This window comes from Actinomadura verrucosospora, from assembly GCF_039540335.1.
Taxonomy (GTDB): domain Bacteria; phylum Actinomycetota; class Actinomycetes; order Streptosporangiales; family Streptosporangiaceae; genus Spirillospora; species Spirillospora verrucosospora.
Genome location: NZ_BAABEV010000013.1, coordinates 161,292 through 177,303, shown reverse-complemented (window position 1 = coordinate 177,303; position 16,012 = coordinate 161,292). Strand labels below are relative to the sequence as shown.

The window sequence follows — 16,012 nt, the reverse complement described above, 5'->3', positions numbered from 1 at the left end:
GGGCGCCGCCTCCGCGGCGGGGGCCCGCTCCGGCTCGGCGGCCGGCCGCGCCTCCGCGGCGGGCGCGGACTCGGGACGGGCGCCGCCGGCGGGGACGATCACCGCGATCGGGGCGCCGATCGCCGCGGTCTCGCCCTCGGCGACGAGGATCTTCTCCAGCACGCCGGCCTCGTAGGCCTCGTACTCCATGACCGCCTTGTCGGTCTCGATGTCGACGATGACGTCGCCGACCGCGACCTCGTCTCCCGGCTGCTTCTGCCAGGAGCTGATGACGCCCTCCTCCATCGTGTCGGAGAGGCGGGGCATGAGGATCTCGGTCATCGCGCGGGCTCCAGAGCGGGTCGCGGGGACGGGGCGTCCGCCCCCGGCGTGATGCGGCCGGTCGCGCGGAGCGTGGCGCGCACGGCGGTCAGCAGGGACTCGGCGGACGGCAGCGCCGCCGTCTCCAGGGACTTGGCGTAGGGGAGGGGCACCTCGGCCATCGCCACGCGCCGGACGGGGGCGTCCAGCCAGTCGAACGCGCCCTCCTGGATCGTCGCGGCGATCTCGGCGCCGATGCCGTAGGTCAGCCAGTCGTCCTCGGCCACGACGGCGCAGCCGGTCCTGCGGACGGAGTCGACGACCGTCTGCCGGTCGAGCGGGCGCAGGCTGCGCAGGTCCACGACCTCGGCGGAGATCCCCTCGGCGGCGAGGGTCTCGGCCACCTCCGAGGCCACGCGGGCCATCCGGGAGTAGCCGATGATCGTGATGTCGGTGCCCGGACGGGTCACCGCGGCGCGGCCGATCTCGGCGGGCTCGACGTCCTCGACCGCGGCGGGCAGCTCGCCCTTGGTGTTGTAGAGGGCGAGGTTCTCCAGGAACAGCACCGGGTCGTCGTCGCGGATCGCGGCCTTCAGCATCGCCGACGCCTCGGCGGGCGTGCTCGGCGCGAGCACCTTCAGGCCGGGGATGAACGAGTAGAACAGCTCGACGTTCTGCGAGTGGGTGGCGCCGAGCTGCTGCCCGCCGCCGCCCGGCGTGCGGATCACCATCGGCACGCTGGCCTGCCCGCCGAACATGCCGTAGATCTTCGCGGCGTGGTTGACGATCTGGTCCAGGGCCAGCAGCGAGAAGTTGATCGTCATGATCTCCACGACGGGGCGCAGGCCGAGCATCGCGGCGCCGATCGCGGCGCCGACGAAGCCCTCCTCGGCGATCGGGGTGTCGCGCACGCGGCGCGGCCCGAACTCCTTGAGCAGCCCTTCGGTGATCTTGTAGGAGCCCTCGAAGAGCCCGATCTCCTCGCCCATCAGGAAGACGTTCTCGTCGCGCAGCATCTCGGCGCGGAGCGTGTCCCGGAGGGCCTGGCGGTAGGTCACGGTTGCCATGGGTGCCTCTCAGGAACCGAATACGGGGTCGGCGGGGAGCCGGCGCAGCTCGCCCGGGACCGGGGTGGCGTAGGTGTAGTCGAACAGCGTGGACACCTCGGGCGCGGGGCTCTCGTCGGCGAACGCGGCGGCGGCGTCGACCTCCGCCGTGACCTCGGTGTCGAGCCGGTCGCGGTCGTCGGCGGACAGGATCCCGGCCTCCTCCAGCTCCAGCGCCATGCGGGCCAGGGGGTCGGCGGCCTTCAGGGACTCCTTCTCCTCCTTGGACCGGTAGCGGGCCGGGTCGACGACCGAGTGGCCCTTCAGCCGGGGGCTGACGGTCTCCAGCAGGTAGGGCTTGCTCTCGGCGCGGGCGCGCTCGACGGCGGTGCGCGCGGCGTCGCGCACCGCGATCACGTCGGTGCCGTCCACCCGCAGGCTCTCCGTCCGGTAGGCGGCGCCGCGCCGGTACAGCTCCGGCTCGGCCGCGGAGCTCTCCACGGTGGTGCCCATCCCGAGACCGTTGTTGATCACGACGAAGACGACGGGGAGGTTCCAGAGGGCGGCGATGTTGAGCGACTCGTGGAACGCTCCGATCGCGGTCGTCCCGTCGCCCATCTGGCACATGACGACCTCGTCGCCGCCCTTGTAGGAGACGGCGAGCGCCGCGCCGGCCGCGAGGGGCACCTGCCCGCCGACGATCCCGTACCCGCCGAGCAGCCGGGCCTCGGCGTCGAACAGGTGCATCGACCCGCCCCAGCCCTTGGACACGCCCGTGGACCGCCCGTACAGCTCGGCCATGACGCGGTCCGCGCCGATGCCCTTGGCGAGGGCGTAGCCGTGCTCGCGGTAGTTGGTGAACAGGTAGTCGGTGGGGCGCAGCGCGGCCATCAGCCCGACGACCGTGGCCTCCTCGCCGAGGTTCAGGTGGCAGTAGCCGCCGATCTTGGCCTCGGTGTAGGCGCGGGCGGCCCGCTCCTCGAAGCGCCTGATCAGCAGCATCTGCCGGTAGTAGCCGACGAGCGTGCCGGCGTCGGCCGCCGGGGGCGCCGCGTCCGGCGCCGCCGCGTCGGTCTTCGGCTCGGGAGCCTGGGCGCCGCGCGCCCTCCGGCTCCGCGCCGGTGCGGCCTGGACGGTGTCAGCCATCGGCGACCCTTCCTTCGTCCGGGGCAGCGCCGTAGGATCGCCACGACACTCCCGATCATCATTGATCTATGATCGATCATATTGTATCTCGTACGACCCGCCCACCCGTCAAGAGGCACTTACCGGCCGTGGCGCTACGATCCAGTTTCGTGAAGACCTCCGACCAGCTGCTCCGCACCGGGCTCGCCGACCAGATCCGCGAGTTCATCGTGGAGGGCATCAGCTCCGGGCGGTGGGAGCCAGGGGAGCGCGTCGTCGAGCGCCGGATCGCCGCCGAGCTGGGCGTGAGCCAGGGGCCGGTCCGCGAGGCGCTGCGCCAGCTGGAGGCGCAGCGGCTGATCGAGACGCTGCCGAACCGGGGCGCCCGGGTCCGCGACTTCACCGAGCGGGACCTGGCCGAGATCTTCCCCGTCCGCGCGGGCCTGGAGCGGACGGCCGTGGAGCTGGCGCTGCCCCGGCTCGCCGACTGCCTGGACGCGCTGGAGGAGCACAACCGCCGTCTCGGCGAGGCCGCCCGGGACGGCGACCTGCACGAGCAGATGCACCTCAGCATCGCCTTCCACCGCGAGATCGTCGAGTCGGCCGGCAACCGGCTGCTCGTCTCGGTGTGGGAGGGGCTCGGCATCGAGCTGTGGACGACCCTCTCCCTGCGCCTGCACGAGACGGAGATCTACTCCAAGTCGGCCGAGCATGCCGAGCTGATCGAGGCGTTCCGCCGCGCCGACCCGGCCGCGCCGCAGCTCCTGCACGACCACGTCATGAACTACGCCCCCTAGCCCCGCCTTCGGCGAGGCCCCCTAGGGCGCCTTCTCTCGGTAGGCCGCGCTGAGCTGGGACTCCGCGTCGTCGAGGTAGGAGCGCAGCTCCCGCTCGGCCCCCGCGAAGTCGCCCCGCGCGAGCAGGTCGTGGATCCGCCGGTTGCGGGCCAGGTAGGGCTCGTGGAACTCGCGCGGCGAGCCCATCTCGTGGAAGACCAGGCGCATCTCGGCCAGCAGGTGCCGGATCATCTCGTCGACCCGGGGGCTGCCCACCAGCCCGGCGATGGCCTCGTGGAAGCGGATGTCGGCGGTGCCGACGTCCGGCCAGCTCCCGGCGGCGGCGGCGCGCTCGCCGGCGAGGACCGCCGCCTCCACCCGGGCGAACGCCGCGGGCGGGGCCTGCGGCGCGCACCGTATGCCCTCGTACTCCAGGATCCGCCGCACCCGGTAGAGGTCCGCCAGGCCTTCGGCGGTGACGCGGCCCACGAACACGCCCCGGTTGAACTCGTGGACGAGCAGCCGCTCCTTGGCGAGCAGCCGGAACGCCTCGCGCACGGTGTTGCGCGAGACCTTCAGGGCCTCGCTCAGCTCCTCCTCGCGGACGCGCTCGCCCGGGGCGAGCCGCCCCTCGGTGATCTGCTCGCGCAGCAGGTCGGCGATCCGCCCGGCGGTGCTGGTCCTGTCGAGGCCGTGCCGGGCGGCCGCGATGTCGGCCAGCCACGAGCCCTGCGCCGGCACGGGCATCGGCCACCTTCCGAGGGTAGGCGCGGGAGGGCGCGCGAACGTTCTGGGGCGCTCAGCCTATCCCTGGGGACGGAGAAATGCATCAACAGGTCTCTTGATGGATTGTTGAACAATCCCTACCCTTGCGGAAAGTCGAACCCCCCGGAAGGGCCCCGCCATGACGGACCCAGCGACCCTCGACACGACCACGGAACCGGCCGCCCGCTCCCGCCGCGCCGCGCTCGCCGGCGCCATGTTCCTGATGGCCACCAGTGCCATCGGACCCGGCTTCATCACCCAGACCACCGTGTTCACCGCCCAGCTCGGCGCCGCGTTCGCCTTCGCGATCCTGGTGTCGGTGCTGGTGGACGTCGCGATCCAGCTCAACGTGTGGCGCGTCGTCGGCGTCTCGGGGATGCGCGCCCAGGAACTCGGCAACCGCGTCCTGCCCGGCGCCGGGTACGGCCTCGCCGCCCTCGACGTGTTCGGCGGCCTGGTGTTCAACATCGGCAACGTCGCCGGCACCGCGCTCGGGCTGAACGCGCTGCTCGGCCTCGACGTCAAGATCGGTGGCGCGCTGTCCGCGCTGGCCGCCATCGCGATCTTCCTGGTCCGGCGGGCCGGCGTCGCGATGGACCGGATCGTCGTCGTGCTCGGCGCCGTGATGATCCTGCTGACCCTGTACGTCGCCTTCGTCTCCGACCCGCCGCTCGGGGACGCGCTCCGGCAGAGCGTCGCGCCGGAGACCGTCGACTTCCTGGTCATCACCACGCTCATCGGCGGGACGGTAGGCGGCTACATCACCTACGCGGGCGCCCACCGCATGATCGAGTCCGGGGTGACCGGGCCCGGCAACGTCAAGGAGATCAACCGCAGCGCCGTCACCGGGATCATCGTCACCGGCCTCATGCGCGTGCTGCTGTTCCTCGCCGTCCTCGGCGTCGTCGCCGGCGGGGTGACCCTCGCCAAGGAGAACGCCCCCGCCTCGGCCTTCGAGCACGCGGCGGGCGAGGCCGGGCTGCGCGTCTTCGGACTGATCATGTGGTCGGCCGCGATCACCTCGGTCATCGGCGCGAGCTACACCTCGGTGTCGTTCCTCGTCTCGTTCTCCTCCTTCGTCGAGCGGCACCGCAACCGGCTGGTCGTCGCGTTCATCCTCGTCTCCGCCGCCATCTACCTCGCCATCGGCACCGCCCCGGCGAAGCTGCTCGTCCTCGCCGGGGCGCTGAACGGGCTGATCCTGCCCTTCGGCCTCGCCGTGCTGCTGTGGGCGGCCGCCCGCCGCCGCGACCTGCTCGGCGGCCACCGGTACCCGGTCGGGCTCCTCGTCCTCGGCGTCGCGGCCTGGCTGGTGTCGCTCTACCTGGGGTGGAACAGCCTCTCCGCGCTCGACGACCTCTGGAGGTGAGGGCGGGGTGCGGATCCTCCCGAGCGGCGACGCGGCACTGCTGGTCGAACTGCCGGACCTGCCGGAGATGCTCGGCCTGTACGCGGCGCTCGCGGCGTCCCCGCCGCCCGGCGTCGCCGACCTCGTGCCGGCCGCCCGCACCCTGACCCTGCTGCTCCGTCCCGCCGCCGACCTCGCCGCGCGCGCCACCGCGGTGCGCGCCGACCGGCCGGGCACGGCCGGCGGCGACGGCGGCGAGGCCGAGATCCCCGTCGTCTACGACGGCGCCGACCTCGCCGAGGTCGCCCGCCTCACCGGGCTCGCCCCGGACGAGGTCGTCGCCGCCCACACCGGGACCCCGTGGCGGGTCGCGTTCACCGGGTTCGCGCCCGGATTCGGCTACCTGGAGGGCGGCGACCCGCGGCTGGACGTCCCGCGCCGCGCCACGCCCCGCGTCCGCGTCCCGGCGGGCGCGGTCGGCCTGGCCGGGCGCTTCAGCGGCGTCTACCCGGTCGAGTCCCCGGGCGGCTGGCAGCTCATCGGACGCACGGAGGCCGTCCTGTGGGACCTCGAACGCGACCCGCCCGCCCTCCTGCGCCCGGGAACGCGGGTCCGCTTCGTCCGGAGGAAATCGTGAAGCCCCGGCGGGAACCATGAAGCGCGCTCTGGACGTTCTCCGCACAGGACCCCTGGCGACAGTCCAGGACCTGGGCCGCTCGGGTCACGCGGCGCTCGGCGTGGGGGTGTCGGGCGCCGCGGACCCGGGCTCGTTCCGCCTCGCCAACCGGCTGCTCGGCAACCCCGAGGAGGAGGCCGCGGTCGAGGTCACCTTCGGCGGCCTGCACGTGCGCTGCCGCGGCGGCGTGTTCGCCGCGGTGACCGGCGCGCCCGCCCCGCTTCTGGTGGACGGCCGCCCCGAGGCTCCCTACTCGGTCTTCCACGTCCCGGACGGCGCCGAACTGCGGATGGGCGTTCCCTCCTCCGGGCTGCGCAGCTACCTGGCCGTGCGCGGCGGCGTCGCCGTCCCGCCCGTCCTCGGGTCCCGCTCCACCGACACGCTCTCCGGCCTCGGCCCCGCCCCGCTCAAGCCCGGCGACCTGCTGCCCGTCGGCCCGCCGCCCGCCGCGGCGCCGCTCCTGGACGCCGCGCCCGTCGCGCCCGTCGCGCCCCCGCGCGGCGGCGACATCGTGCTGCGCGCGATGCCCGGCCCGCGCCACGACTGGTTCGCCCCCGGCGCGCTCGCGGCCCTCTTCTCCGCCGCCTACACGGTGACCAGCGAGATCGACCGCGTCGGCATGCGCCTGGACGGGCCGGAGCTGGAGCACGCCGGGCGCGGCGAGCTGCCCAGCGAGGGGACGGTCACCGGGGCGCTGCAGGTCCCGCCGTCCGGGCGGCCCGTGCTGTTCCTCGCCGACCACCCGCTCACCGGCGGCTACCCCGTGATCGCGGTGGTCGCCTCCGCCGACGTCGGCCGCGCCGCCCAGGCCCCCCCGGCCAGCGGCTCCGGTTCCGGCCGCACCCCGCACCGAACCTCCGGGAGGAAACATGACCGCACCCCTCGACCCGGGCGCGCTCACGCCGGACCAGGCGAGGGCCCTGTTCCGCGCCGGCCTGCGCGTTCCCACGTCCGGCTGGTGCGCCGGCTGGACGCAGGCGAACCTCATCGCCGTGCCGCGCGAGTACGCCTTCGACCTGCTGCTGTTCGCGCAGCGCAACCCCAAGCCGTGCCCCGTCCTGGACGTGACCGAGCCCGGCGAGACCTCCTCCCCGCTGTTCGCCGGGGACCTGCGCACCGACCTGCCCGGCTACGTCGTCTACGAGCACGGAGTGCCGGTCGCCGAGACGAACGACGTGACCGCCCACTGGCGCGAGGACCTCGTCTCGTTCCTCATCGGGTGCAGCTTCACCTTCGAGGACGCGCTCCGCGAGGCCGGCGTGCCCGTCCGGCACATCGAGCAGAACAGCAACGTCCCGATGTACCGGACGAACCGGATGTGCCGCCGCGCCGGCGAGTTCGGCGGCCCGCTCGTCGTCTCCATGCGTCCGGTCCCCGCCGCGCAGGTGGCCGACGCCGTGCGCGTGACGTCCCGGTACCCCTCCGTCCACGGCGCGCCCGTGCACGTCGGCGACCCCGTCGAGCTCGGCATCGACGACCTGTCCGCGCCGGACTTCGGCGACCCGGTCGAGATCCGAGTGGACGAGATCCCGGTGTTCTGGGCCTGCGGTGTGACCCCGCAGGCGGCGGTGATGGCCTCCCGCCCCAAGCTCGCCATCGGGCACGCCCCCGGCCACATGGCGATCACCGACGCGCGCGACAGCCGGTACCTCGTTCCCTGAGTCCGGCATAGGCTTCGTCCATGCCCGAGATCATCGCCCCGGGCGAACGCCTCGGGGGGCGCTACCGCATCGAGCGGCCTCTCGGCTCCGGCGGCATGGCGACCGTCTGGCGCGCGGTCGACACCGTCCTCGACCGCGCCGTCGCGGTCAAGGTCCCCAAGGACGGCGGGCCCGAGGAGTTCTCGCGGCGCCTGCGCCAGGAGGCGCAGGCCGCCGCGGCCCTGACCCACCCGGGCGTCACCGGCGTGTACGACTACGGCGAGCACCGCGTCGGCTCGGAGGGGGCCCCGTGGCGCGAGCCGCGCCGGATCCCGTACGTGGTCATGGAGCTGCTGGACGGGGAGAGCCTGGCCGTGCGCCTGGCGCGCGGCCCGCTGCCCTGGCGCGAGGCGGCCGGGATCTGCGCCCGGGTCGCCGACGCCCTGGCCGCCGCCCATGACGCCGGCATCGTGCACCGCGACATCAAGCCCGGCAACGTCTACCTCACCCCGGTCGAGGTGAAGGTCCTCGACTTCGGCATCGCGTTCACCGGCACGGCGGGCGGACCGGTGATGGGCACGCCCGCCTACATGGCGCCCGAACTGGTGAGCGGGACGCCCCCGACCCCGGCGGCCGACGTCTACTCCCTGGGCGTCGTCCTGCACGAGTGCCTGACCGGCGCGCCGCCCACGCCCTCGTCCGCCTTCCGGAAGGGCACACCGGACGAGGTCGCCGCCCTCTGCCGCGGCTGCCTGTCCCCGGACCCCGGTGCGCGCCCCACCGCCGCCGAAGCGGCCCGCGTCCTGTCAGGCGCCTCGGGCGTCCGGCTCCAGGTGCCCGGCGCCGCCGCCCCCGCCGACCCTCCGCCGCCGGACCGGCCGCGGAACCCGACCCGCGTCCTGGACGACCCCGGACCGTCCCGGCGAGGGCCCGCGCGGCGGCCGCTGCTGGTCGCCGGGGTCGCGGCCGGGGCGCTGACCGCGCTGGTGGCCGCCCTGGCGCCCGGCTCCTCTGACCGGGCCGGTGCGCGACCGCCGTCGACGCCCCCGGCGGGCCGGACGACGGCGGCGACCGCGTGCTCGGTGTCCTACCGCGTCGACGGGACGTGGCCGCGGGGCTTCCAGGCCACCGTCCGCATCACCAACCTCGGAGACGGCGCGATCGACGGCTGGACCCTGGGCTTCGCCTTCCCGGACGGCCAGTCGATCACCCAGCTGTGGAACGGCAGCAGGTCGCAGGACGGTACGTCCGTCACGGTGACGGCGGCGGAGTGGAACCGGTCGATCCCGCCGCACGGGGCGGCCGAGTTCGGCTTCCTCGGGAGTCAGGACGGCGCCAACGGAACCCCCTCGCGATTCACCCTGAACGGCGCCGAGTGCCGTAGCTAACCCCCCGCACATGGGAGCGCTCCCAGGTCGTCGGCGCAGGTCAGTGGGCTCGTAGCCGAATTGGTGTAGGTCGTCCTATTGTGTCGCGGCCGAGCGAGGGCTTAGCATCCCCGCAATCGAAGCGCTTCGACAGGCGCTCGGTCCCACCCCGGAGGAAGACCCATGATCAAGGCAGGCAGGAGCGCGGCGGTGCTCGCCGCCCTTGCCGCGGCGGCGCTGTCGCTCACCGCGTGCGGCGGCGACGACGGCGGCTCCGGCGGCAAGGAGCTGAAGCTCTGGCACTACGAGGCCCCGGACAGCGCCATGGGCAAGGCGTGGGACGAGGCGGTCAAGGAGTTCGAGGCCACCCACCCGGGCGTCAAGGTGAAGTTCGAGGAGAAGGGCTTCGAGCAGATCCAGAAGACCGCGCCCATGGTGCTGAACTCCAAGGACGCCCCCGACGTCATGGAGTACAACAAGGGCAACGCGACCGCCGGCCTGCTCTCCAGGCAGGGTCTGCTCACCGATCTCACCCCCGAGGTCACCAAGCGGGGCTGGGACAAGCTGATCAGCCCGAACGTCCAGGTCACCGCCAAGTACGACGCCAAGGGCACGATGGGCGGCGACAAATGGTACGGCGTTCCGGACTATGCGGAGTACGTGCAGGTCTACTACAACAAGGACCTGTTCAAGAAGAACGACGTCGAGATCCCGAGGACGTTCGCCGAGCTGACCGCCGCGATGGACGAGTTCGTCGCGAAGGGCGTCACGCCGATGACCAACGCGGGCGCCGAGTACATGGCGCACCAGTTCGTCTACCAGCTCGCCCTGGACAAGGCCGACCGCGCCTGGGTGGACGCCTTCCAGCGCTACACCGGCAAGACGAACTTCAACGACGCCGCCTGGACCTACGGGGCGACCACCTTCGCCGACTGGGTGAAGAAGGGCTACATCGCCAAGAACTCCGTCAGCCTCAAGGCGGAGGACGCGGGCGTCGCGTTCATGAGCGGCAAGTTCCCCATGATGTTCTCCGGGAGCTGGTGGTTCGGCCGGGTCGCCGCTGAGGCGAAGTTCGACTGGGAGACCGCCGTCTGGCCCGGCGCCAAGATGACGCTCGGCTCGGGCGGCAACCTCTGGGTCGTCCCCAAGGGGTCGGAGAACAAGCAGCTCGCCTACGACTTCATCGACATCACGATGAAGAAGCAGGCGCAGACCACCCTCGGCAACGCGGGCGGCGTGCCGGTCGCGGCGGACCCGGCCGCCATCACCGACGCCAAGGCCAAGAAGCTCATCGCCGACTTCGACGGGCTGTCCCGCTCCGACGGGCTCGCCTACTACCCGGACTGGCCGGTCGCCGGCTTCTACGACGCCTGGGTGGCCCAGACGCAGAAGCTCATGAACGGCGCGGCGCCGGGCGAGGTCCTCGGCGGCATCCAGAAGACCTACGACGGCGGCCTGCCGAAGTGACGACGCCAGGCCGCGGCCGGTCGCGGGAGCAGTGGGGCTACGTGCCCTACCTGCTCCCCGGCCTGCTCCTGTTCACCGCCGTCATCGGGGTGCCGTTCCTTATGAACATCGGGACGAGCTTCACCGAGTGGACGGGCGTCGGCACCCCGGAGTGGATCGGGCTCGGCAACTACCGCGAGCTCGTGAAGGACGGGGAGTTCTGGGCCTCGTTCCGGCACAACGTCCTGATCATCGTCGGGATGGCGATCGTCCCGACGCTGATCGGCCTGGTGCTGGCCGCGGCCCTGACCGACCTGGTCGACCGGCACTTCGGGCCGCGCACCGCGAGCGTCCTGCGCGCCTGCGTCTACCTGCCGCAGGTGCTGCCGGTCGTCATCGCGGGCGTGGTGTGGAGCTGGCTGCTGGCCCCGGAGAACGGCGCGGTCAACGCGTTCCTGGACGCCGTGGGCCTCGGCTCCCTCGCGCACGACTGGCTCGGCGACCCGGCCACCGCCCTGTGGAGCGTCGTCGGCGTCATGGTCTGGATGCAGATCGGCTTCCCGCTGGTGATCTTCATGTCGGGTCTGCAGCGGGTGGACCCCTCGCTGTACGAGGCGGCCGAGATCGACGGCGCCTCGTGGGGCCGCCGGTTCCGGCACATCACGGTCCCGCAGATCCGGCCGGAGATCTTCGTCGTGCTGCTGTGGACGACGATCGCCGCGCTGAAGGCCTTCCCGCAGATCTTCGTGCTGACCAAGGGCGGCCCGGGCGGGGCGACGAACGTGCCGTCCTACTACTCCTGGGTCAACTTCTTCGAGAAGTCCGACGTCGGCTACGGCTCGGCGATCGCGACAGTGCTGACGCTGGTCATCGTCGCGCTGACCGTCGTCTTCCTGCGCCTGCAGGGCCGTGACCTGGGGGAGGGGCGATGACCGCGACGCTGACGAGGAAGACGGGCGCGCCGCCGCGCGACCGGCGGGGCGCGCCCCGCCGGGCCCGCCGCCGCGGCCCGTCCGCCTACGCGGTGCTGGTGGCGCTGGTCGCGCTCGCGGGCGTGATGCTGATCCCGTTCGTCGTGGTGGTCTTCAACGCGCTGAAGACGCCGCAGGAGTACTCGTCGAGCGGCCCGCTGTCCCCTCCCGACGGGTTCCACCTGGACGGGGTGCGGCAGTTCTGGGAGCGCGTCGACTTCGGGCACGTCCTGCTGAACAGCGCGGTCATCAGCGGCTCCGTCGCCGTCCTCGCCGTGCTGCTGTCGGTGCTCAACGCCTACGCGCTCGGCATCGGCCGGATCAAGGGGCGGATGTGGGTGCTGGCCGTGCTGCTGCTGGCCAACACGCTGCCGCAGGAGGCGCTCGTCTACCCGCTGTACTACATGTCGAAGCAGGTCGGCCTGTACGACACCAGGATCAGCGTGATCATCGTGTTCACGGTCATCCAGAGCGCGTTCGGCACGTACCTGCTGTCGTCGGTGATGGCGGCGTTCCCGCGCCCGCTGCTGGAGGCGGCGCGGATCGACGGCGCCGGCCGGTGGCAGGTGCTGTGGCGGGTCGTCGTCCCGGTCGTCCGGCCGACCATGTCGGTCCTGCTCGTGTTCTTCTTCGTGTGGACCTGGAACGAGTTCCTGATCCCCATGGTCTTCCTCATCTCCAACGAGAACCAGACGGTCTCGGTCGCCCTCGGCGTGCTGCAGGGGCAGCGCCTCATGGACGCCACCATGTCCAGCGCCGCGTCGCTCCTCGGCCTCCTGCCGACCGTCGCGTTCTTCCTCATCTTCCAGCGCACCCTTGCGCGCGGACTCACGGCGGGGGCTGTCAAGTAATGAAGTTCAGCGACGGCTACTGGATGCTGCGCGAAGGTGTGCGGGCGTCGCATCCGGTGGAGGTCCTCGACGTGGACGCCGGGCCGGGCACGTTCACGGTGCACGCGCCGGTGCAGCGGATCCGGCACCGGGGCGACCTGCTCAAGGGGCCGGTGGTGACGGTGACGTGCGAGTCGCCGATGCCGGACGTCATCGGCGTCACCCTCACCCACTTCGCGGGGGAGAGGCGCCGCGGCCCGGACTTCGAGCTGGCCGCCGACCCCACGGGGGAGGTGTCCGTGGACGAGGAGGCGGCGACGCTGACGTCCGGGGCCCTGTCGGTCCGGGTCGGGCGTAAGGGGGAGTGGGGCGTCGACTTCCTCGCGGACGGGCGCCGCCTGACCGGGAGCGCGCCCAAGGCGCAGGCCGTCATCGACACCGACGACGGCCGCCACTACGTGCGGGAGCAGCTCGACCTGGGCGTCGACCACTTCGTCTACGGGCTCGGGGAACGGTTCGGGCCGCTGGTGAAGAACGGCCAGGCCGTGGACGTGTGGAACGCCGACGGCGGGACGGCGAGCGAGCAGGCGTACAAGAACGTGCCGTTCTACCTGACCAACGCGGGGTACGGCGTTTTCGTCGACCATCCCGGGCGGGTCTCGTTCGAGGTGGCGTCGGAGGCCGTCGCCCGGACGCAGTTCAGCGTCGAGGGCCAGTCGATGCGCTACTTCGTCATCTACGGGCCGTCGCCGAAGGAGATCCTCCGCAAGTACACGGCGCTCACCGGACGGCCCGCGCGGCTGCCCGACTGGTCGTTCGGGCTGTGGCTGTCGACCTCGTTCACGACCTCCTACGACGAGGACACCGTCACCTCGTTCATCGAGGGGATGGCGTCGCGCGACCTGCCGCTCAGCGTCTTCCACTTCGACTGCTTCTGGATGCGCGAGTTCCAGTGGTGCGATTTCGAGTGGGACCCGCGGGTGTTCCCCGACCCGGAGGGGATGCTGCGCCGGCTGCGGGACCGCGGCCTGCGGATCTGCGTCTGGATCAACCCCTACATCGGGCAGCGCTCGCCGCTGTTCGAGGAGGGGCGCTCGCGCGGCTATCTGCTGGTGCGGCCGGACGGGGACGTATGGCAGTGGGACAAGTGGCAGCCCGGCCTGGCCGTCGTCGACTTCACCAACCCCGAGGCGCGGGACTGGTACGCGGGGAAGCTGGAAGCGCTGCTCGACATGGGCGTCGACTGCTTCAAGACCGACTTCGGCGAGCGCATCCCCACCGACGTCGTCTACCACGACGGATCCGACCCGGAGCGGGCGCACAACTACTACACCTATCTCTACAACCAGACCGTCTTCGACCTGCTCCGCAAGAAGCGCGGCGAGGGTGAGGCGGTGGTGTTCGCCCGGTCCGCCACGACCGGCGGGCAGCGTTTCCCGGTGCACTGGGGCGGCGACGCCGAGTCGACGTTCGAGGCGATGGGGGAGAGCCTTCGCGGCGGCCTCTCCCTGGGCATGTCGGGGTTCGGCTACTGGAGCCACGACATCGGCGGCTTCGAGGGGACGCCCGATCCGGCGCTGTTCAAGCGGTGGATCGCGTTCGGGCTGCTGTCCTCGCACAGCCGCCTGCACGGCAGCCATTCCTACCGGGTGCCGTGGCTGTTCGACGAGGAGTCGGTGGACGTCCTGCGGTACTTCACCCGCCTGAAGATGCGGCTGATGCCCTACCTGGCCGGCGCGGCCCGCCAGGCGCACGGGGAAGGGCTGCCGATGATGCGCGCGATGGTCGTCGACTTCCCGGACGACCCCGCCTGCACGCATCTGGAACGCCAGTACATGCTCGGCGACGATCTGCTCGTCGCGCCGGTGTTCTCCTCCGGCGGGGAGGTCGCCTACTACGTGCCGGAGGGCGTGTGGACGCACTACCTCACCGGCGAGCGGGTCGCGGGCGGCCGCTGGGTCCGCGAACGGCACGGGTTCGACAGCGTGCCGCTGCTCGTCCGTCCGGGTGCGGTCTTTCCCGAGGGAGCGGTGGACGACCGTCCCGACTACGACCATGCTGACGGCGTCACGTTGCGCGTCTACGAGCCCGCCGACGGGGCCACCGTCGTCACCCAGGTCGGCGACACCGTTTTCACCACGGTGAGAAACGGTGAAAACCTGCGCGTGACCGGCGAGGGGACATGGAACGTCCTTCTCGTCAACGCGCGCGTGGCCGCGGTCGAGGGCGGAGAGCCGTCGGACCATCCGCACGGCGTCCTCGTCAGGGCGATCGGTGGCGAAGTGGTCGTCACCATGGAAGAGGAGAGCTGATGGGGTTCCCGGAAGGGTTCCTGTGGGGAGCGGCCACCGCCGCCTACCAGATCGAGGGCGCGGCCCAGGAGGACGGCCGCGCGCCGTCCATCTGGGACACGTTCAGCCACACCCCCGGCAAGGTCCTGAACGGCGACACCGGCGACGTCGCCACGGACCACTACCACCGCTGGGAGGAGGACGTCGCGACGATGGCCGAGCTCGGCATCGGCGCCTACCGGTTCTCCCTCTCATGGTCGCGGGTCCTGCCGGACGGGAGGCCCAGCCCGAAGGGCATGGACTTCTACTCCCGCCTGGTCGACGCGCTGCTCGACCACGGCATCGCCCCGGTCGCGACGCTCTACCACTGGGACCTGCCGCAGTCCCTGGAGGACGCCGGCGGCTGGCCGGACCGCGACACGCCCCGCCGGTTCGCCGACTACGCCGAGCGCGTCGGGCGCGTCCTCGGCGACCGCGTCCACACCTGGACCACGCTGAACGAGCCGTGGTGCTCGGCGTTCCTCGGCTACGCGTCCGGCGTGCACGCCCCCGGCCGCGCCGACCCGGTCGCCGCGCTGACCGCCGCGCACCATCTGAACCTCGCGCACGGCCTGGCGGTCCGCGCGCTGCGCGGCGTGGTGTCGCCGTCCGCGCGGCACTCGGTCACGCTGAACCTGCACCACCTGCGCGGCGACGCGGAGGCGGTCCGCCGGGTGGACGCCGTCGCCAACCGCGTGTTCCTCGACCCGATGCTGGGCAGGGGCTACCCCGCCGACCTGCTGGAGGACACGGCGTCCCTCACCGACTGGGGCTTCCTGCGCGACGGGGACGCGGACATCATCGCCGCGCCGCTCGACGTGCTGGGCGTCAACTACTACTCGCCCACCCTCGTCCGGGACTGGGACGGCGCCGCGCCGCGCGCCCACGCGGACGGCCATCGCAGGGGCGCGGCCAGCCCGTTCGTCGGCTGCGACGCCGTCGAGTTCGCCGAACAGCCCGGCCCCTCCACCGAGATGGGCTGGCCGATCGACGCGACCGGCATGGAGGAGCTCCTCCTGCGGCTGCACCGCGAGTACCCGGACACGCCGCTGATGGTCACCGAGAACGGCGCCGCGTTCGACGACGCGGTCGACGGGGACGGCCGCGTCCGGGACGACCGCCGCATCGCCTACCTGCGCGACCACATCGCCGCGGTCGAGAGGGCGTGCAAGGCGGGCGCCGACGTCCGCGGCTACTTCGCCTGGTCGCTGCTGGACAACTTCGAGTGGGCCTACGGCTACTCCAAGCGCTTCGGCCTCGTCCACGTCGACTACGCCACCGGCGACCGCACCTGGAAGGACAGCGCCCACTGGTACCGCGACGCCATCGCCCGCCGCCCCTCGTGAGGCCCGCGCGCGGGGTTACGATCATTCGCACTCTGAACCGCTTCGA

General features: G+C 72.4%; 14 protein-coding genes and 1 pseudogene. 11 read left to right on the top strand and 4 right to left on the bottom strand.

Annotated features, from left to right (window positions below):
• From ABD944_RS17300 to pdhA, 3 genes are all read right to left on the bottom strand, one after another.
• On the bottom strand, positions 1-321 hold a 321-nt coding region (locus ABD944_RS17300), incomplete at its 3' end, for a biotin/lipoyl-containing protein (protein ID WP_345177610.1).
• Entirely contained in the window at positions 318-1,367 is a 1,050-nt protein-coding gene (locus ABD944_RS17295) for an alpha-ketoacid dehydrogenase subunit beta (protein ID WP_345177608.1), read from the bottom strand. The genes ABD944_RS17300 and ABD944_RS17295, both read right to left, overlap by 4 nt.
• A gap of 9 nt (positions 1,368-1,376) precedes the next feature.
• Positions 1,377-2,492 (bottom strand): pyruvate dehydrogenase (acetyl-transferring) E1 component subunit alpha, encoded by a 1,116-nt coding sequence (pdhA, locus tag ABD944_RS17290; protein ID WP_345177605.1) that lies wholly within the window; start codon positions 2,490-2,492, stop codon positions 1,377-1,379.
• Positions 2,493-2,641: 149 nt separating this feature from the next.
• On the opposite strand from pdhA, the gene ABD944_RS17285 reads away from it, so the two are divergent.
• Positions 2,642-3,268, top strand: a complete 627-nt coding sequence (locus tag ABD944_RS17285; protein ID WP_345177603.1) for a GntR family transcriptional regulator — start codon at positions 2,642-2,644, stop codon at positions 3,266-3,268.
• A 21-nt stretch (positions 3,269-3,289) separates the two neighbouring features.
• On the opposite strand, the gene ABD944_RS17280 is transcribed toward ABD944_RS17285, so the two are convergent.
• Complete coding sequence (locus tag ABD944_RS17280; RefSeq protein ID WP_345177602.1) at positions 3,290-3,994, bottom strand: GntR family transcriptional regulator; 705 nt, start codon at positions 3,992-3,994, stop codon at positions 3,290-3,292.
• Between the two features lie 157 nt (positions 3,995-4,151).
• On the opposite strand from ABD944_RS17280, the gene ABD944_RS17275 reads away from it, so the two are divergent.
• The 10 genes and pseudogenes from ABD944_RS17275 to ABD944_RS17230 all read left to right on the top strand — a co-directional run bounded on the left by ABD944_RS17275 (position 4,152) and on the right by ABD944_RS17230 (position 15,966).
• Entirely contained in the window at positions 4,152-5,381 is a 1,230-nt protein-coding gene (locus ABD944_RS17275) for an NRAMP family divalent metal transporter (protein ID WP_378188947.1), read from the top strand.
• Between the two features lie 7 nt (positions 5,382-5,388).
• On the top strand, positions 5,389-5,997 hold the full coding sequence (locus tag ABD944_RS17270; RefSeq protein WP_345177600.1) for a 5-oxoprolinase subunit B family protein: 609 nt from the start codon (positions 5,389-5,391) through the stop codon (positions 5,995-5,997).
• A 16-nt stretch (positions 5,998-6,013) separates the two neighbouring features.
• Positions 6,014-6,909, top strand: a pseudogene (locus ABD944_RS17265) (5-oxoprolinase subunit C family protein).
• Positions 6,906-7,697, top strand: coding sequence for a putative hydro-lyase (locus ABD944_RS17260; protein WP_345177599.1), 792 nt, complete (start codon positions 6,906-6,908; stop codon positions 7,695-7,697). Before ABD944_RS17265 ends, ABD944_RS17260 begins: the two are co-directional and overlap by 4 nt.
• A 20-nt stretch (positions 7,698-7,717) precedes the next feature.
• Positions 7,718-9,064, top strand: coding sequence for a protein kinase domain-containing protein (locus ABD944_RS17255; protein ID WP_345177596.1), 1,347 nt, complete (start codon positions 7,718-7,720; stop codon positions 9,062-9,064).
• 162 nt (positions 9,065-9,226) lie between these two features.
• Positions 9,227-10,510 (top strand): ABC transporter substrate-binding protein, encoded by a 1,284-nt coding sequence (locus ABD944_RS17250; protein WP_345177594.1) that lies wholly within the window; start codon positions 9,227-9,229, stop codon positions 10,508-10,510.
• On the top strand, positions 10,507-11,421 hold the full coding sequence (locus ABD944_RS17245; RefSeq protein WP_345177591.1) for a carbohydrate ABC transporter permease: 915 nt from the start codon (positions 10,507-10,509) through the stop codon (positions 11,419-11,421). The genes ABD944_RS17250 and ABD944_RS17245 overlap by 4 nt, the downstream gene beginning before the upstream one ends.
• Positions 11,418-12,311 carry a carbohydrate ABC transporter permease gene (locus ABD944_RS17240; RefSeq protein WP_345177588.1) on the top strand — a complete coding sequence of 298 codons (894 nt, stop codon included), beginning with the start codon at positions 11,418-11,420 and terminating at the stop codon, positions 12,309-12,311. The genes ABD944_RS17245 and ABD944_RS17240 overlap by 4 nt, the downstream gene beginning before the upstream one ends.
• The gene (gene yicI / locus ABD944_RS17235; RefSeq protein WP_345177585.1) at positions 12,311-14,602 is read left to right on the top strand and encodes an alpha-xylosidase; all 2,292 of its coding nucleotides are present in this window, start codon (positions 12,311-12,313) and stop codon (positions 14,600-14,602) included. The genes ABD944_RS17240 and yicI overlap by 1 nt, the downstream gene beginning before the upstream one ends.
• Complete coding sequence (locus tag ABD944_RS17230) at positions 14,602-15,966, top strand: GH1 family beta-glucosidase (protein WP_345177583.1); 1,365 nt, start codon at positions 14,602-14,604, stop codon at positions 15,964-15,966. Before yicI ends, ABD944_RS17230 begins: the two co-directional genes overlap by 1 nt.
• Positions 15,967-16,012 lie beyond the last annotated feature (46 nt).